Annotated in this window: 13 protein-coding genes and 1 tRNA gene; 6 read left to right on the plus strand and 8 right to left on the minus strand. The window is 65.1% G+C overall.

The window, feature by feature from the left end; translation table 11 throughout:
• Positions 1-22: 22 nt before the first annotated feature.
• The 7 genes from lon to ACSQ25_RS13030 all read right to left on the minus strand — a co-directional run bounded on the left by lon (position 23) and on the right by ACSQ25_RS13030 (position 11,017).
• Positions 23-2,431 (minus strand): endopeptidase La, encoded by a 2,409-nt coding sequence (lon, locus tag ACSQ25_RS13000; protein ID WP_436106105.1) that lies wholly within the window; start codon positions 2,429-2,431, stop codon positions 23-25.
• Between the two features lie 270 nt (positions 2,432-2,701).
• Positions 2,702-3,970, minus strand: coding sequence for an ATP-dependent Clp protease ATP-binding subunit ClpX (gene clpX, locus ACSQ25_RS13005; RefSeq protein WP_436106106.1), 1,269 nt, complete (start codon positions 3,968-3,970; stop codon positions 2,702-2,704).
• 157 nt (positions 3,971-4,127) lie between these two features.
• On the minus strand, positions 4,128-4,745 hold the full coding sequence (gene clpP / locus ACSQ25_RS13010; protein ID WP_436106107.1) for an ATP-dependent Clp endopeptidase proteolytic subunit ClpP: 618 nt from the start codon (positions 4,743-4,745) through the stop codon (positions 4,128-4,130).
• 217 nt (positions 4,746-4,962) lie between these two features.
• On the minus strand, positions 4,963-6,303 hold the full coding sequence (gene tig, locus ACSQ25_RS13015) for a trigger factor (RefSeq protein ID WP_436106108.1): 1,341 nt from the start codon (positions 6,301-6,303) through the stop codon (positions 4,963-4,965).
• A 31-nt stretch (positions 6,304-6,334) separates the two neighbouring features.
• Positions 6,335-6,421: transfer RNA gene (locus ACSQ25_RS13020), tRNA-Leu, on the minus strand.
• Positions 6,422-6,779: 358 nt separating this feature from the next.
• Positions 6,780-9,878, minus strand: coding sequence for an efflux RND transporter permease subunit (locus ACSQ25_RS13025; protein ID WP_436106109.1), 3,099 nt, complete (start codon positions 9,876-9,878; stop codon positions 6,780-6,782).
• Positions 9,875-11,017, minus strand: coding sequence for an efflux RND transporter periplasmic adaptor subunit (locus ACSQ25_RS13030; RefSeq protein ID WP_436106110.1), 1,143 nt, complete (start codon positions 11,015-11,017; stop codon positions 9,875-9,877). Before ACSQ25_RS13030 ends, ACSQ25_RS13025 begins: the two co-directional genes overlap by 4 nt.
• A gap of 101 nt (positions 11,018-11,118) precedes the next feature.
• On the opposite strand from ACSQ25_RS13030, the gene hpnC reads away from it, so the two are divergent.
• From hpnC to ACSQ25_RS13060, 6 genes are read left to right on the plus strand one after another with little or no spacing between them, the layout of a single operon-like run.
• Positions 11,119-11,928 carry a squalene synthase HpnC gene (gene hpnC / locus ACSQ25_RS13035; protein WP_436106111.1) on the plus strand — a complete coding sequence of 270 codons (810 nt, stop codon included), beginning with the start codon at positions 11,119-11,121 and terminating at the stop codon, positions 11,926-11,928.
• Positions 11,929-11,988: 60 nt separating this feature from the next.
• Positions 11,989-12,822 (plus strand): presqualene diphosphate synthase HpnD, encoded by an 834-nt coding sequence (gene hpnD / locus ACSQ25_RS13040; RefSeq protein ID WP_436106112.1) that lies wholly within the window; start codon positions 11,989-11,991, stop codon positions 12,820-12,822.
• The gene (gene hpnE, locus ACSQ25_RS13045; RefSeq protein WP_436106113.1) at positions 12,809-14,212 is read left to right on the plus strand and encodes a hydroxysqualene dehydroxylase HpnE; all 1,404 of its coding nucleotides are present in this window, start codon (positions 12,809-12,811) and stop codon (positions 14,210-14,212) included. The genes hpnD and hpnE overlap by 14 nt, the downstream gene beginning before the upstream one ends.
• Positions 14,213-14,245: 33 nt before the next feature.
• Positions 14,246-14,398: a hypothetical protein gene (locus ACSQ25_RS13050; RefSeq protein ID WP_436106114.1), complete on the plus strand. Its 153-nt coding sequence runs from the start codon at positions 14,246-14,248 to the stop codon at positions 14,396-14,398.
• 20 nt (positions 14,399-14,418) lie between these two features.
• Positions 14,419-15,213: a DUF1700 domain-containing protein gene (locus ACSQ25_RS13055; protein WP_436106115.1), complete on the plus strand. Its 795-nt coding sequence runs from the start codon at positions 14,419-14,421 to the stop codon at positions 15,211-15,213.
• 2 nt (positions 15,214-15,215) lie between these two features.
• Complete coding sequence (locus ACSQ25_RS13060) at positions 15,216-16,022, plus strand: head GIN domain-containing protein (protein WP_436106116.1); 807 nt, start codon at positions 15,216-15,218, stop codon at positions 16,020-16,022.
• Here the strand turns inward: ACSQ25_RS13060 and ACSQ25_RS13065 are convergent.
• Positions 16,012-17,259 (minus strand): TIGR03862 family flavoprotein, encoded by a 1,248-nt coding sequence (locus ACSQ25_RS13065; RefSeq protein WP_436106117.1) that lies wholly within the window; start codon positions 17,257-17,259, stop codon positions 16,012-16,014. The two genes, ACSQ25_RS13060 and ACSQ25_RS13065, sit on opposite strands and share 11 nt — an antisense overlap.
• Positions 17,260-17,265 lie beyond the last annotated feature (6 nt).

Below are 17,265 nucleotides of genomic sequence, written 5' to 3' on the forward strand. Positions count from 1 at the left end.
TCTTATCGATCACGTACTGCGATCAGTGCTTAACCACGTCCGTCGAAGCTTCCGCAGCCGGGGCCGGGGTGACGGCCACGGCGGCCGGCACGTCCGCCAGCGCTTCCGGCTGGCGCTCCAGTGCAACCTCGAGCACCTTCTCGATCCAGCGCACCGGCACGATCTCGAGCTTGTTCTTGACGTTGTCCGGGATCTCGGCCAGGTCCTTCACGTTCTGCTCGGGGATCAGGACCGTCTTGATGCCGCCGCGATGCGCCGCCAGCAGCTTTTCCTTCAGGCCGCCGATCGGCAGGACTTCGCCGCGCAGCGTGATCTCGCCGGTCATCGCCACGTCGGCGCGCACCGGGATGCCGGTGAAGGCCGAGACCAGCGCCGTCGTCATGCCGATACCGGCCGACGGACCATCCTTCGGCGTCGCGCCTTCCGGCACGTGGATGTGGATGTCGGTCTTCTCGAAGGCTTCGGCCTTGATGCCGAAGCGCTGCGCACGCGAACGGACCACCGTGCGGGCTGCCTCGATCGATTCCTTCATCACATCGCCCAGGGTACCGGTGCGGATGATCGCACCCTTGCCCGGCACGTTGACGGCTTCGATGGTCAGCAGGTCGCCGCCCACCTCGGTCCAGGCCAGGCCGACCACCTGGCCGACCTGGTTTTCCTTCTCGGCCACGCCGAAGTCGTAGCGGCGCACGCCCAGGAACTTGTCGAGGTTCTTGCCGTTCACCAGGATGCGCTTTTCCGACTTGGTCATCAGCAGCATCTTCACGACCTTGCGGCAGATCTTCGAGATTTCACGCTCGAGCGAACGCACGCCGGCTTCCCGGGTGTAGTAGCGGATGATGTCGCGGATCGCCGATTCCTCGACCTTGATCTCGCCTTCTTTCAGGCCGTTGTTCTTGATCTGCTTCGGCAGCAGGTAGCGCTGCGCGATGCTGGTCTTCTCATCCTCGGTGTAACCCGACAGGCGGATCACTTCCATCCGGTCCAGCAGGGCCGGCGGGATGTTGAAGGAATTCGAGGTCGCCACGAACATCACGTCCGACAGGTCGAAGTCGACTTCGACGTAGTGGTCGCTGAAGGTGTGGTTCTGCGCCGGGTCCAGCACCTCGAGCAGGGCCGAGGACGGGTCGCCGCGGAAGTCCGCGCCCATCTTGTCGATCTCGTCGAGCAGGAACAGCGGGTTGCGCACGCCGACTTTCGACAGCGACTGCAGCACCTTGCCCGGCATCGAGCCGATATAGGTACGGCGGTGGCCGCGGATCTCGGCTTCGTCACGCACGCCGCCCAGGGCCATGCGCACGTACTTGCGGCCGGTCGCGCGGGCAATCGATTCGCCCAGCGAAGTTTTACCTACGCCCGGAGGACCGACGAAGCACAGGATCGGGGCCTTCAGCTTGTCGACGCGCTGCTGCACCGCGAGGTACTCGAGGATGCGTTCCTTGATCTTGTCGAGGCCGTAGTGATCCGACTCCAGCACCTGCTGGGCCTTTTCCAGGTCGATGGTGACCTTCGACTTCTTCTTCCACGGCAGGCCGACCAGGGTGTCGATGTAGTTGCGCACCACGGTGGCTTCGGCCGACATCGGCGACATCATCTTGAGCTTCTTGATCTCGCCCTGCGCCTTTTCCAGTGCCTCTTTCGGCATCTTGGCGGCGATGACTTTCTTCTCCAGCTCTTCGATGTCGGCGCCGTCTTCGCCTTCACCGAGTTCCTTCTGGATGGCTTTGACCTGCTCGTTCAGGTAGTACTCGCGCTGCGACTTTTCCATCTGGCGCTTGACGCGGCCGCGGATGCGCTTTTCGACCTGCAGGATGTCGAGTTCGCCTTCCAGCTGGCCGAGCAGGTGCTCGAGGCGCTTGGCGACGTTGAAGATCTCGAGGATGACCTGCTTCTGCTCGAGCTTGAGCGGCAGATGCGCGGCGACGGTGTCGGCCAGGCGGCCGGCGTCGTCGATGCCCGCCAGCGAAGCGAGGATCTCGGGCGGGATTTTCTTGTTGAGTTTGACGTACTGGTCGAACTGCTGGACGATGGCGCGGCGCATGGCCTCGACTTCGGAATCGTCGCCGATTTCCGAGGCGACCGGGGTCAGCTCGGCCGTGAAGTGGGTGGCGCCATCGGTGATCTGATCGATGCGCGCGCGCTGGGCGCCCTCGACCAGGACCTTCACGGTACCGTCGGGCAGCTTCAGCATTTGCAGAATATTGGCCACGCAGCCGATCTCGTAGATGTCTGCGGCGGAAGGTTCGTCCTTGGCTGCGGCCTTTTGCGCAGCCAGCATGATGCTCTTGCCCTGCTCCATCGCGGCCTCGAGGGCCTTGATCGACTTCGGACGGCCGACGAACAGAGGTATCACCATATGCGGGAACACGACCACATCGCGCAGCGGCAGGAGAGGCAGCGTCGTTTGCTCGGTTAATTTCGTAGTTGTCATGGCATACCTTATAGAAACGTGTTGCTGAACTTGGGCGCTCGCAGCGTAAATCTCAAGACCACCGCGAATATATTTTCTACCGGTAAAACATTATCAATTAAGTGAAAATATAGCCGTTCCAATAAAAGTCGTCTTTTCAAATGAAAAAGCCACTGCGCGAGGGCTCCCGCGAGTGGCTTTTCGATTGAAGCCTACGTCTATTATTGAGGTAAATTGTACGCTCAAGAATCCGTACGGCAAGACTTTTGTGGCAAGAGTGCGCGTCTTTTTTCAGTTTTCGCCGGATGCTTTCGGCGTTTCGCTGTAAATCAGCAAAGGTTTTGCGGCGTTCGTGATCGTATTTTCATCGATCACGACCTTGACCACATTTTGCTGGCTCGGCAATTCATACATCACGTCCAGCAGCGCGTGTTCGAGGATCGAACGCAGGCCGCGGGCGCCGGTCTTGCGCGCCAGCGCCTTGCGGGCGATCGCGTGCAGGGCCGCAGGACGAATTTCGAGTTCGGCGCCTTCCATTTCAAGCAGTTTCGAGTACTGCTTGATCAGGGCGTTCTTCGGCTCGATCAGGATCTGGATCAGCGCTTCCTCGGTGAGCTCGTTCAGCGTCGCCACGACCGGCAGGCGGCCGACCAGTTCCGGGATCAGGCCGAACTTGATCAGGTCTTCCGGCTCGGCGTCCATCATGATCTCGCTGGCTGCACGCTCGGTCTGGCTCTTGACCGTGGCGGCGAAACCGATGCCGCTCTTTTCGGAACGGTTCTGGATGATCTTGGCCAGGCCGTCGAAGGCGCCGCCGCAGATGAACATGATGTTGGTCGTGTCGATCTGGACGAAGTCCTGGTTCGGATGCTTGCGGCCGCCCTGCGGGGGCACCGACGCCATCGTGCCTTCGATCAGCTTCAGCAGGGCCTGCTGCACGCCCTCGCCCGACACGTCGCGCGTGATCGACGGGTTGTCCGATTTACGCGAGATCTTGTCGATCTCGTCGATATACACGATGCCGCGCTGGGCCTTCTCGACTTCGTAATTGCAGCTCTGCAGCAGCTTCTGGATGATGTTCTCGACGTCCTCGCCGACATAGCCGGCTTCGGTCAGGGTGGTCGCGTCGGCGATCACGAAGGGAACGTTGAGCATGCGCGCCAGGGTCTGGGCCAGCAGGGTCTTGCCGGAACCGGTCGGGCCCACGAGCAGGATATTGCTCTTGGCCAGTTCGACGTCGTCCTTCTTGCCCAGGTGCTTCAGGCGCTTGTAATGGTTGTACACCGCCACTGACAGGATGCGCTTGGCCGTCTGCTGGCCGATCACGTACTGGTCGAGCAGTTCGGTGATTTCGTGTGGAGTCGGCAGATCGGACTTGGCGCCCGCCACCGATTCGACATTGGAAGTCTCGTCGCGGATGATGTCGTTGCACAGATCGATGCACTCATCGCAGATGAACACCGACGGTCCCGCGATCAGCTTCTTGACTTCGTGCTGGCTCTTTCCGCAGAACGAGCAGTACAGAAGTTTTTCGCCGCTGGAGGATTTTTTGTCAGACATGGGGCAGGTAATTTAATGAATTGCAATGAATATATCGCTAATACGGGTACGCAACAAGTGCGTACACGAACATGCTACCTGAAATAAAAACGAAACGCCCGAACGTAGTTCCGCCCGGGCGTTTTTTGGCAACACCTTGGTCGATGTCGCAACGCGCTTAGGCGCGGTTGGTCAGGACGCGGTCGATCATACCGTATTCGACAGCTTCTTCCGCCGACATGAAGCGGTCGCGGTCGGTATCGCGGTGGATCTGCTCGATGCTCTGGCCGGTGTTGTCGGCCATGATGCGGGCCAGACGCTCGCGCAGGTACAGGATTTCCTTGGCCTGGATTTCGATGTCCGAGGCCATGCCCTGCGAACCGCCGGACGGCTGGTGGATCATGACGCGCGAATTCGGCAGCGAGAAGCGCTTGCCCTTGGCGCCTGCGGCCAGCAGGAAGGCGCCCATCGAGGCGGCCAGGCCGGTGCACAGGGTCGACACGTCAGGCTTGATGAAGTTCATGGTGTCGAAGATCGCCAGGCCCGCCGAGACCGAACCGCCCGGCGAGTTGATGTACAGCGAGATGTCCTTGTCCGGGTTCTCGCTTTCCAGGAACAGCATCTGTGCCACGATCAAATTGGCCATCTGGTCGTTGACAGGGCCGACCAGGAAGATCACGCGCTCCTTGAGGAGGCGCGAATAGATGTCATAGGCGCGCTCGCCGCGGCCGCTTTGTTCGACCACCATCGGCACGAGGCCGAGGGCTTGGGTATCCAATGCCGGATTACGAATCATACCTGTCTCGTTCCTATTAAAAAGGGGTTCAGAAATCCAATCTTAGCAGACGCGTGCAGTTCACACAGACACGTAGGGTGGGCGGCTTCGCCGCCCGCGCGTTCAACCAGCAATGGAATAGCCGCGCAGGCGGCATCACAGTGATTTGAACGCGCGGGCGGGAGACCCGCCCACCCTACGATTGAACCACAACGCACCCTTTCGGGTTGGAAATTCCTTAACCCTGTGGGTTGCCACCCATCAGTTCATCGAAAGCGATGGTCTTGGTGCCGACCTTCGCCTTGCCGAGGACATAGTTAACGACGTTTTCTTCTAATACAAGAGCTTCCACTTCGGCCAGGCGGCGGCGGTCGCTGTAGTAGTACTTCAGGACTTCCTTCGGATCTTCGTAGCTCTGCGAGAAGTCTTCGATCTGGGCCTTGACCTGCTCTTGGGTTGCTTGCAGGTTATTGTCCGAAACCAGCTGCGACAGGATCAGGCCCAGGCGCACGCGGCGCTCGGCCTTGTCGGCGAACATCTCTGCCGGGAAAGGCATCGCCTTGACGTCCATGCCACGCTGCATCATGTCCTGGCGGGTCATTTCGGCCAGGCGCTCCGAATCCTGCTGGATCATCGCCTTCGGCACTTCCAGGTCGGTGGCCTTGACCAGGGCGTCCATCACGGCTTCCTTGTTGCGGGCCTTGACGCGGGCGTTGACTTCACGCTGCAGGTTGGTCTTGATGTCTTCGCGCATCTTCTCGATCGAGCCGTCTTCGATACCGAGCGACTTGGCGAATTCCGCGTCGACTTCCGGCATGTGGGCCCACTCGAGCTTGTTCAGGGTGATGGTGAACTCGGCGGTTTTGCCGGCCACGTCCTTGCCGTGGTAATCCTCAGGGAAAGGCAGCGGGAAGGTCTTGCTCTCGCCGACTTTCAGGCCGATGGTCGCGGCTTCGAATTCCGGCAGCATGCGGCCTTCGCCCAGCACGAAGGCGTAGTTCTCGGCCTTGCCGCCGGCGAACTCTTCACCGTCGATGCGGCCGACGAAGTCCACGGTCACGCGGTCGCCGTTGGCGGCCACCGGCTCGCCGCCGTCGCCGTGCTCGCCTGCCTCACCCTTGGTGTGGTAGTGCACGCGCTGCTTGCGCAGGATGTCGATGGTCTTGTCGATTTCGGCGTCGGTCACGTCGGCCGACACGGTTTCGATGTCGACATTGGCCAGGTCGCCGAGCACGACTTCCGGGTAGACTTCGAAGGTCGCGTCGAAGGCCAGCATGCCTTCCGGCGCTTCTTCTTTCGGCTCGATTTTCGGGAAACCGGCAACGCGCAGCTGGTTCTCGTTGGCGGCGTCATTGAAGGCGCGGCCGACCTTGTCGTTCAGCACATCCGATTCGATCTGGTAACCGTATTGGGCAGCGACCATCTTGAGCGGCACCTTGCCTGGGCGGAAGCCCGGGGCCTTTGCCGTCTTGGCCTGCTTCTTGAGGCGCTTTTCGACCTCGCTACGGACGTCAGCTACCGGAAAAGTGATCGTCAAGCGACGCTCGAGTTTACCCAGGGTTTCGACTGCAGTTGCCATTATAAAAATCGTCCAAAAAAATAATTATTCGTGGTGCGAGGAGGGGGACTCGAACCCCCACACCATTGCTGGCGTCAGGACCTAAACCTGGTGCGTCTACCAATTTCGCCATCCTCGCGCAGGATTGCATTTTTTGCCACAAAAACAAAGGGCGCCCGACAGTGAAACCGGCCGCCCTGCACTCCTCTGTTTAGGGGCTACAACTTCAGCCGGTTATTTTACTGGATTTTCTGTCACTATTGGACGCTTTTTTCTAGGCGTGCGGGGGTGGGGAGCTCTTCTATATAGATGTCTTACAGCTCAGCCATATGCATACCTGTTCATCGTTAGCAGATGAGCCGTCGTTCCGGCGAAGGCCGGAACCCAATTTCGTTGCCTCACGTTAGCGGATGCAAGCAAGCGCCTGTGGTTCGCTGGCAAAATTGGATCCCGGCCTGCGCCGGGATGACGACTCCCCTGCTGGTGGTCGAAGAAGCTTAAACGGTTTTCGAGCCGACCGGCTTCTTGACCCTGAACCAGGCCGCATACAGCGCCGGCAGGAACAGCAGGGTCAGCGCCGTCGCCACCAGCAGCCCGCCCATGATCGCCACTGCCATCGGGCCCCAGAACACGGAGCGCGACAGCGGGATCATCGCCAGCGCCGCCGCGGCGGCCGTCAGCAGGATCGGCCGGCAGCGCCGCACCGCCGCCTCGACGATCGCGTCCCAGGCCTCGGCCCCGGCGGCGATGTCCTGCTCGATCTGGTCGACCAGGATCACGGAGTTGCGGATGATCATGCCGAACAGTGCGATCACGCCCAGGTTCGCCACGAAGCCGAAGGGCCGGCCGAACAGCAGCAGCGCCATGGCCGCCCCGGCGATGCCCAGCGGGCCTGTAAGGAAGACCAGCAACGAACGCGAGAAGCTGTGCAGCTGGAGCATCAGGAGGGTGAACACGATGAACAGCACCAGCGGCACATTGGCCATGATCGAAGCTTCCGCATCCGAACTGTCGGCGGCCGCGCCTTCCACCATCACCCGGTAGCCCGCCGGCAGCTTGGCGCGAATATCGGCCAGCTTCTCGTCCACCTGCGCGGTGACGGTCGGGCCCTGGATGCCGGCCTTCACGTCCGACTGCACCATGATGGCCCACTCGCGCCCCTCGCGCCAGACCACGCCCGGCTCCCACACGAAGGCGACCCGCGCCACCTGCCCGATCGGCACCGCGTCGCCGCCGGCGGTCGGCACCAGGGCCTCCGACAGACGCGTAATGGTCGAGCGCTCTTCGAGAGGCTGGCGCACGACGATGTCGATCAGGCGATTGGTCTCGCGGAACTGGCCGACCGGGGTGCCGCTCAGGGTCGTATTGATCACGCGCCGCACCGACTGCGAGGTCACCCCGAGGGCGCGCAGCTTGTCCTGGTCGAGGTCGAGGCGCAGCACCTTCACCGCCTCGTTCCAGTTGTCGTTGACGCCCACCGTGTTCGGGTTGGCGCGCATCACCTCCTTGACCTGGTCGGCGACGCCGCGCACGATGCCGATGTCCGGGCCCAGCACCTGGAACTGCACCGGATAGGCCACCGGCGGCCCGTTCGGCAGCAGCTTCACGCGCCCGCGCACCTCCGGGAAATCGTTGCGGAAGGCATCCTCGATCTTGCGCAGCAGCGCCTCGCGCGCCTCGGCGTTCACCGGCAGCACGACCAGCTGCGACACGTTCGACTGCGGGAAGATCTGGTCCAGCGGCAGGTAGAAGCGCGGGCTGCCGGTGCCGACATAGCTGGTCACGCTCTGCACGCCCTGCTGCTGCCTCAGGAAGCCTTCGAAGCGTTTTACGACCGCCTCGTTGGCCGCGAAGCTGGTGCCCTCCGGCGACCACATCTCGACCATCAGCTCGGGACGGCTGGAATCCGGGAAGAACTGCTTCTCGATGAAATTGAAGCCGAACACGCCCAGCGCGAACACGCCCAGGCTCAGCGCGATCGTGGTCTTGCGCCACTCGACGCAGCGGTGCACCAGGCGGCGGAAGCGCTCGTAGGCCGGGCTGTCGAACACGTCGTGCGAGGATTCACCCTGCCCGTGCGGTTTGACACGCAACAGGACGTAGCCGATGTAGGGCGTGAACACCACCGCTGCCACCCAGGAGATCAGCAGGGCCAGCGCATTCACCGAGAACATCGTGAAGGTGTACTCGCCGGCGGCCGACTTGGCCAGGCCGATCGGCAGGAAGCCGGCGGCGGTGATCAGGGTCCCGGTCAGCATCGGCATCGACGTCGAGGTGTAGGCGAAGGTGGCCGCCTCGAAGCGCGACATGCCCTCTTCCATTTTACGCACCATCATCTCGACCGCGATGATGGCATCGTCCACCAGCAGGCCGAGCGCGATGATCAGGGCGCCGAGCGAGATCTTGTGCAGCGAGATGTCGAGCACCCGCATGAACAGGAAGGTAATCGCCAGCACCAGGGGAATCGTCAGCGCCACCACCAGGCCGGGGCGCACGTCGATGCGCAGCTTCGGCTTGGTGTGCAGGCCGAGGGCGATGAAGGACACGGCCAGCACGATGATCACGGCTTCGACCAGCACCTTGATGAATTCATTGACCGAGGCGGTGACGGCCTGCGGCTGGTCCGATACGTGCTCCAGCTCGATCCCGACCGGCAGCTGGGCGCGGATGCGCTTCACCGTCGCGTCCAGGCCTTCGCCCAGCCTGATGATGTTGCCGCCCTTTTCCATCGACACGCCCAGGCCGATCACTTCCTTGCCGTTGAAGCGCATCTTGTCCTTGGGCGGATCCTGGTAGCCGCGCTTCACGACGGCGAAATCACCCAGCCGGAAGGTGGTGCTCCCGGCGCGCAGCTGCAGGTTCTCCAGCAGCTCGACCGATTTCAGCGCCCCGGTGACGCGCACCTGCAGGTTGTCGCTCGGGGTCACCAGTACGCCACTCGCCTCGACCTGGTTCTGGGTGGCGATCTGGTTGACGATCTGCTCGAAGGGGATGCCCAGCTGGGCGAACTTCTTGCTGGAGAATTCGATGTAGAGCTTCTCTTCCTGGACGCCGAACTGCTCGACTTTCGAGACCAGCGGCACCTTCAGCAATTGCTGGCGCACGAAGTCGGCATAGTCGCGCATCTCGGCCTGGGTGAAGCCGTCGCCCGAGAGCGCGAAGATCGAGCCGTAGGTGTCGCCGAATTCGTCGTTGAAGAAGGGGCCGATCACGCCCTGCGGCAGCGTGCCCGCCATGTCGCCGATCTTCTTGCGCACCTGGTACCAGGTCGGCGCCGTGTCGGCCGGCGGCGTCGATTCGCGCAGCTCGAGGATGATGGTGGTCTCGCCCGGCTTGGAAAAGCTGCGGATGCGGTCGATGTAGGGCGTTTCCTGGAGCTTGCGCTCGAGCGGGTCGGTCACCTGCTCGGCCATCTGCACGGCGGTGGCGCCCGGCCACACGGCGCTGACCACCATCGCGCGGAAAGTAAACGGCGGATCTTCGTCCTGGCCCAGCTGCTGGTAGCTCAGGATGCCGCCGATCAGCAGTGCGGCGATCAGGTAGCGCGTGAGCGGGATGTGTTCCAGCGCCCAGCGCGACAGGTTGAAACCCCTCATTTCGCGGCTCCGCCCGCTGCGGCGGCTTCGGTGTCGCCGCGGCGCGAGACGTCCGCCGTCAGGATGCGGACCTTCTGGCCCGGCTTGAGCAGGTGCACGCCGGCCGTCACGATGGTCTGGCCCGGCTGCACCCCGCCCGCCACCAGCAGCTCGTTACCCGACTGGCCCGCCAGCTGGACGGGCCGCAGCTGCACCGCGCCCTTCTCGACCACCCAGACGCTGGTCGCGCCCTTGTCCTGCACCAGTGCGCTCAGGGGCAGGCGCAGTTGCGTGTCACCGCCTTTGCCGGCAACGGCCATGTCGACGGTGGCGGTCATGCCCAGGCGCGCCTCGGGGCTGGCGGGGATCGCCACTTTGACCGTGTAGGTGCGGGTGGCCGGGTCTGCCACCGGCGACACCTCACGGATCTTGCCGGGGATGGCCACTTCGCGGTTCGCCCACAGGCGCACGTTGACCTCCGTGGCCTGGCGCAGCTGCCCGACCCGGTCTTCGGGGATGCCGATCACGACTTCCTTCTCGTCGGTGCGGGCCACGCGCACCACCGGCGCGCCGGCGGTCACCACCTGGCCGACTTCGGCGTCGACCGCCGTCACCACGCCGTCGGCGTCCGATTCCAGGTTGGCATAGCCGGCCTGGTTCGACTGGCCGCGGAAGCCGGCACGGGCCGCATCCACATTGGCCTGGGCCGCCCGCAAGGCCGCCTGCTTGGCATCGAGCACCGCCTGGCTGACGAAGTTCTGGGCACGCAGGTTCTGGTGGCGCTTGTAGTCGGCCTGGGCCAGGTCGCGTTCGGTCTCGGCGGCGCGCAGGCTGGCGCGCGCCTGGGCCTCGGCCAGGCGCAGGTCTTGCGGGTCGAGCCGCATCAGGACCTGGCCATCCTTGACGTTGGCGCCGACGTCGACCTTGCGCTCGACGATCTTGCCGCCGACCCGGAAGCCCAGGCGCGATTCATAGCGTGGACGGACGTCGCCCGAGAATTCGACGCGCTCGGCGCCGTTGCCGGCGGCCAATTGGATGGCGCGCACCGGGCGTACCTCCTCTGGCTCGGGTGCGGGCTTGTCGCAGCCGGCCAGCAGGGCAAGCAAGAGCGGGGCGGCATATGCAGTGCGGGTACGGCGAAACAGCTGGAGAGCAGACACGTCGAATCCTCTGGCCTTGGTGGCCGGTTAGGGCATTTGTAATCAAGCAATTATAATCAGGGAAACAGACAAGAACCCGACATTAGAGTCAACAGTCAAATATGCCAGTCGAGCATTACGAAAACTTCCCGGTTGCCTCCTTCCTGCTGCCGCGCCGCCTGGTGCCGGCCGTGGAAGCGATCTACGCTTTCGCGCGCAGCGCCGACGACATCGCCGATGAAGGCGACGCCGCGCCTGCCGAGCGGTTGTCCGAACTGGAACGCTACGGCAGGGAACTGCGGGCCATCGAACATGGCGCCACCCCGGCCGATCCCATGTTCGGGCGCCTGGCCGGCGTGGTGCGCGAGTTCCGCCTGCCGGTCGCGCCCATGCACGACCTGCTGTCGGCCTTCAGGCAGGACGTGGTGACCACGCGCTACCCCGACTACACCGCCCTGCTCGACTATTGCCGGCGCTCGGCCAACCCGGTCGGCCGCCTGATGCTGGAACTCTACGATGCGGTCGACGAGCGCAACCTGCGCGATTCGGATGCGATCTGCACCGCGCTCCAGCTCATCAACTTCTGGCAGGACGTGGCGATCGATCTGCCCAAGGGTCGCATCTACCTGCCGCTGGAAGACCTGGAACGCCATGGCGTGAGCGAGGCGGAACTGGCGTCCGGCCCTTCGACGCCGGCCTGGCGCGCGCTGATGCGCTTCGAGGTCGAGCGCGCCCGCAGCCTGATGCTCGGCGGTTCCCCGCTGGTCCACCGCCTGCCGGGCCGGATCGGCTGGGAGCTGCGCCTCATGGTGCAGGGCGGCCTGCGCATCCTGGAAGCCATCGAACGGGCCGACTACGACGTGTTCCGGCGCCGTCCCACCCTGGCCGCGCCCGACTGGCTCGTGGTCGGCTGGCGCGCTCTGCGCATGTAAAATAGCGGATTCGCATTACCCCGCATCACCCATTAAGCATTCAGCACCAACAAACAATACATGTCCCCCGACGATTACTGCCAGCAAAAGACGGTCCAAAGCGGCTCCAGCTTCTATTACAGCTTCCTGTTCCTGCCGCCGGAGCGCCGCCGTGCGATCACGGCGCTCTACGCCTTCTGCCGCGAGGTGGACGATACCGTCGACGAGACTTCCGACGCCTCGGTCGCGCGCATCAAGCTGGCCTGGTGGCGCACCGAGGTCTCGACCATGTACAAGGGCACGCCGACCCACCCGGTGACCCAGGCCCTGCAGCCGCACATCGCGACCTACCAGCTGGAAGAGCAGCACCTGCAGGCCATCATCGACGGCATGGAGATGGACCTGGACCAGAGCCGCTACCTCGACTACCCCGGCCTGCAGAAATACTGCTGGCGGGTGGCGGGCGTGGTCGGCATCCTGTCGGCCAGCATCTTCGGCACCACCCGGCCGGAGACCCTGGCCTATGCCGAGAAGCTCGGCCTGGCCTTCCAGCTGACCAATATCATCCGCGACGTCGGCGACGATGCGCGCAAGGGCCGCATCTACATCCCGGTGAACGAGCTCCAGCAGTTCAACGTCACCGCGGCCGACATCCTCAACTTCCGCCACAGCGAGAAGTTCGAGGCCCTGATGCGGTACCAGAACGAGCGCGCCCAGCGTACCTACGACGAGGCGCTGGCCCTGCTGCCCAAGGAAGACCGGCGCGCGCAGCGCCCGGGCCTGATGATGGCGGCGATCTACCGCACCCTGCTCGACGAAATCGCGCGCGACAACTTCCAGGTGCTGAACCAGCGCATTTCGCTGACGCCGCTGCGCAAGCTGTGGCTGGCCTGGAAGACCTATGTCCGCACCTGAGGCCGGGCTGCGGGTCCTGGTCGCCGGCGGCGGCTGGGCCGGCTGCGCCGCCGCCGTGGAGCTGGCCGCCAAGGGCGCCCAGGTCACGCTGGCGGAGAGCGCCCGCACGCTGGGCGGCCGCGCGCGCGGCGTCGAAGTGCAGGGAAAACTGCTCGACAACGGCCAGCACATCCTGCTGGGCGCCTACGACGCGACGCTGCGCCTTCTGCGCCAGGTCGGCATCGACCCGGATACGGCCCTGCTGCGCCTGCCGGTGCAGATGCGCTATCCCGAGCGCAGCGGCGGCATGGACTTCGTCGCCCCACGCTGGCCGGCGCCCTTCCACCTGCTCGCCGCGCTGCTGCGCGCCAAAGGCCTGACCCGCGCCGACAAGCTGGCCCTGGCGCGCTTCACCACCACCGGCCGCACAATGGGCTGGGTGCTGTATCAGGATTGCACGGTCGGGGAGCTGCTGGACCGCTACGACCAGACCCCCCGCCTGAACCGCCTGCTGTGGCACCCGCTGTGCATCGCGGCGCTGAACACGCCGCCCGAACGCGCCTCGGCCAAGGTCTTCCTGGCCGTGCTGCGCGACAGCCTGGGCGCGAAGCGGCGCGCCGCCTCGGACATGCTGCTGCCGCGCATGGACATGGGCGCCCTGTTCCCGCAGGCCGCGGCGCGTTTCGTCGAAACGCACGGCGGCAAGGTGCTCACAGGGGCCAAGCTGACGGCCGCAACGCCGTCCGGCGACGGCTGGCAGGCCGCGCTCTCGGGGCAGGAGGCGGAATTCGACGCGCTCGTGCTGGCCACGCCCGCCACCCAGTCGGCCGCCCTGCTCGCGCCACATGCGCCGGACCTGGCGCGGCAGCTCTCCGCCCTGGACTACGAGCCGATCGCGACCTGCTACCTGCAGGTCGACCCGGCGGTCCGCCTGGACCTGCCCTTCTACGCCCTGCTCGACGATCCCGCCCAGGGGCGCTGGGGCCAGTTCGTCTTCGACCGCGGCCAGCTCGATGCCGCCCAGCCGGGCCTGCTGGCAGTCGTCGTCAGCGCCGCCGGCGCCGCCGCCCAGCTCGACCAGGACGCGCTGGCCGCCGGCATCGCCGCCCAGCTGGCCCGCGACCTGGCATGCCCGCAACTGGCCGCGCCGCAGTGGACGCGGGTGATCACCGAGAAGCGTGCCACCTTTTCCTGCACCCCGGGCCTGGCCCGCCCTGCCAACGCCACCCCGCTGCCGGGCCTGGTGCTGGCGGGCGACTATACCGCCAGCGACTACCCGGCGACCCTGGAAACCGCAGTGCGCAGCGGCATCGAGGCCGCGGCGCTTATCCGCGCCTACGGCACCCTGCCCCGCGAAAAACGCAGACTGTCGCATGCCGATGGCATGGATGCTTCCCCTTCCGTAAGCTAGCAACATCGAAACATGTCTTACGGATTGAACAACATGAACAAGCTCCAACTCGGTTTGCGTACCCTGGGCCTGCTGGCCGTCGTGGTGTCCAGCACTGCCGTGCTGGTCCAGCCTGAACTCATCGGCGGCTCTTCGCCGGCCACGGCCTACGCGATCGGTTCGATCCCGGTCGTGGGTCACCATTGATCACTGAAGAAGTACAACACATGGGCAAACTGGAATATCTCGACGCGCTCAAGCGGGCCATGACCGGCCTGCCGCCGGAGATCCAGGCCAAGACCCTGGCCTGGTACGAGCAGCGTTTCGTGGACGGCGTGGCCGCCGGCCGCTCCGAGGCGAGCATCGCCGAGGAGCTGGGCGATCCGCGCAAGGTCGCGGTGACGCTGCGTGCCAGCGCCCACATGGACGCATTCAAGGAAAAGAAGACCCCCGCGAATGCCGTGCGCATGCTCGTCGCCGGGGTGGGTCTGCTGGTCTTCAACCTGTTCATGGCGATTCCAGCGGCCGTGTATGCCGCCCTGCTGGTCGCCGCATATGGCACCGCCCTCGGCTTCTACGTCTCGGGTATCGCCATCACCGCGAGCGGCCTGGCCGGCGCCAACGAACTGGTCCTGAACAATCCCCTGCACCGGATCGAAGTCATGGAGTCGGGCGAGCGCCGCGAGACCACGGAAAACGTGCGCACCCGCGTCTCGATCGGCAAGCAGGGCATCCACGTGGTCGAAGACGAACGGGCCGATCCCGCCGTGGCGGACGACAATCCGGACGACGAGGCCAGGGCCACGGCGGTGATCCGCCGCGCCGAGAAGGTGGCCGACGCCGGCATCCAGATCAATACCGACATGGACGGCGAATCGCGCACCGCCCAGACCTTCGTCGGCCTCGGCATGGTGCTGGGCGGGATCCTGCTGTTCCTGCTCTCGCTGGTGATCACCAGGTACACCTTCATCGGCCTGAAACGCTATATCAAGATGAACCTGTCGCTGTTGAAGGGGGCCTGAACATGCGCGGATTGCTGAAAGTCGGATTCAGCCTGCTGTTGCTGGCCTTCGTATTGATCGGCCTGAGCTACGCGGCGCTGCGCGCCAACGGCGTGGCCGCGGCCAGCGAAGGCCGCCAGGTGGCGAGCGAGAACCGCGAGCTGCCGGCCGGGGTCGACGCGGTCGACCTGGAAGGACCGATCGACCTGACCCTGCGCTACGGCTCGGCGCCGTCGCTGAAGGTGCGCGGCGAGGCGCGCCTGCTGGACAACGTCGATGTCCGCAAGGAAGGCGAGGTCCTGCACATCGGCATCCGCGGCATGGTGCTGGGCCACCGCCGCCCGCTCGAAGTCGAACTGGTGCTGCCAAGCCTGACGGGCGTCACGGTGGACGGCAGCGGCGACAGCACGGTCAACGGTTTTTCGGGCGAACGCATCAAGGTGCGCATGGAAGGCTCGGGCAGCCTGCACTTCAATGGCCGCTTCCGCGAGGTGGATGCCGGCATGAGCGGCAGCGGCGAACTGGACCTGAATGCCGGCTCCGGCATCGAGCGCTTCGATGCGGTGCTCAGCGGCTCGGGACACCTGACCATCGTCGGCAGCACCCGCGAACTGGAAGCCAATGCCAGCGGTTCGGGCGAACTCGATGCGCGCCACCTGCGCGCAGAAAAGGTGCAGGTCAGCCAGACCGGTTCCGGCCAGAGCACCGTGCGGGCATCCCAGAGCGTCGCCGCTTCGATCTCGGGCAGCGGCGACATCGAGGTGATCGGCAATCCGGCCGAGCGCAGCGTCAGCCGTTCGGGCAGCGGTGCGGTGACCTTTACCGATTGATCCACTCGAGCGCGTCGCGCCCTGCGGCGCGGCCGCTGCCGAAGCAGGCAGTGAGCAGGTAGCCGCCGGTCGGCGCTTCCCAATCCACCATTTCTCCCGCCACGAACACCCCGGGCAGCGCGCGCAGCATCGCGCTGCCATCCTCCAGCGCCTCGAAACGCACCCCGCCGGCGCTGCTGATCGCTTCATCGATCGGGCGCGCGCGCTGCAAGACCAGGGGCAGCGCCTTCAGCGCGGCCGCCAGTTTCTCCGGGTCGGCGTAATCTTCCTTCGACAGGCATTCGTGCAGCAGTCCCGCCTTGACGCCCTTGATGCCGAGCCGGCCCTGCAGATGGCTGGACATCGAGCGCGAAGCGCGCGGGCGCGCCACTTCCGCCGCCACCCGCGCCGCGTCGAGGTCGGGCAGCAGGTCGAGCCAGACCGTGGTGCTGCCCTGCCGGGCGATCTGGTCGCGCAGCGGCGCCGACAGCGCGTACACCAGGCTGCCCTCGATGCCGGTCTGGGTGACCACGAACTGGCCCTGGCGTTTTTCCAGCGTTCCGTCGCGACCGCGCCACGCGATGGCCACCGTGGTGAGCGGCGCCCCTGCATGCTTCTCTTTGAAATGCGCACTCCAGCCGACGTCGAAACCGCAGTTGGAGGGCACCAGCGGCGCGACCTCCACAGCTTGTTCGGCCAGCAGCGGCACCCAGGCGCCGTCGGAACCGAGGCGGGCCCAGCTCGCGCCACCCAGGGCCAGCACGGTGGCGTCGGCATCGACCAGCAGCTCGCCATCCGGCGTCGCCATGCGCAGGCGCCCATCCTGCCAGCCGAGCCAGCGATGGCGCATGTGGAAGCGTACGCCGGCCTCGCGCAGGCGGTGCAGCCAGGCGCGCAGCAGGGGCGCGGCCTTCATCTCGAGCGGGAAGACCCGGCCCGAGCTGCCGACGAAAGTGTCGATGCCGAGCGCATGGATCCAGTCGCGCACCGCCTGCGGGTCGAAGCCGTCCAGCCAGCGCGCGACCTCGGGCTCGCGTGCGCCGTAGCGTGCGCGGAAGGCCGGCAGCGCTTCCGAATGGGTGATGTTCATGCCGCCCTTCCCGGCCAGCAGGAACTTGCGGCCGACCGAGGGCATGGCATCGTAGACGTCGACCTGCACGCCGCCGGCGGCCAGGACTTCGGCCGCCATCAGGCCGGCGGGGCCGCCGCCGATGACGGCGACACGTGGGGATTGGCTGGGCTGCTGGCTCATCGGCATTCAGGG

This window comes from Massilia sp. LjRoot122, assembly GCF_964252725.1.
Lineage (GTDB): Bacteria > Pseudomonadota > Gammaproteobacteria > Burkholderiales > Burkholderiaceae_D > Telluria.

Coding starts and splice junctions, on each gene's coding strand:
- lon (WP_436106105.1), bottom strand. CDS start 2,431: ATGACAACTACGAAATTAACCGAGCAAACGACGCTGCCTCTCCTGCCG.
- clpX (WP_436106106.1), bottom strand. CDS start 3,970: ATGTCTGACAAAAAATCCTCCAGCGGCGAAAAACTTCTGTACTGCTCG.
- clpP (WP_436106107.1), bottom strand. CDS start 4,745: ATGATTCGTAATCCGGCATTGGATACCCAAGCCCTCGGCCTCGTGCCG.
- tig (WP_436106108.1), bottom strand. CDS start 6,303: ATGGCAACTGCAGTCGAAACCCTGGGTAAACTCGAGCGTCGCTTGACG.
- ACSQ25_RS13025 (WP_436106109.1), bottom strand. CDS start 9,878: ATGAGGGGTTTCAACCTGTCGCGCTGGGCGCTGGAACACATCCCGCTC.
- hpnC (WP_436106111.1), top strand. CDS start 11,119: ATGCCAGTCGAGCATTACGAAAACTTCCCGGTTGCCTCCTTCCTGCTG.
- hpnD (WP_436106112.1), top strand. CDS start 11,989: ATGTCCCCCGACGATTACTGCCAGCAAAAGACGGTCCAAAGCGGCTCC.
- hpnE (WP_436106113.1), top strand. CDS start 12,809: ATGTCCGCACCTGAGGCCGGGCTGCGGGTCCTGGTCGCCGGCGGCGGC.
- ACSQ25_RS13050 (WP_436106114.1), top strand. CDS start 14,246: ATGAACAAGCTCCAACTCGGTTTGCGTACCCTGGGCCTGCTGGCCGTC.
- ACSQ25_RS13055 (WP_436106115.1), top strand. CDS start 14,419: ATGGGCAAACTGGAATATCTCGACGCGCTCAAGCGGGCCATGACCGGC.
- ACSQ25_RS13060 (WP_436106116.1), top strand. CDS start 15,216: ATGCGCGGATTGCTGAAAGTCGGATTCAGCCTGCTGTTGCTGGCCTTC.
- ACSQ25_RS13065 (WP_436106117.1), bottom strand. CDS start 17,259: ATGCCGATGAGCCAGCAGCCCAGCCAATCCCCACGTGTCGCCGTCATC.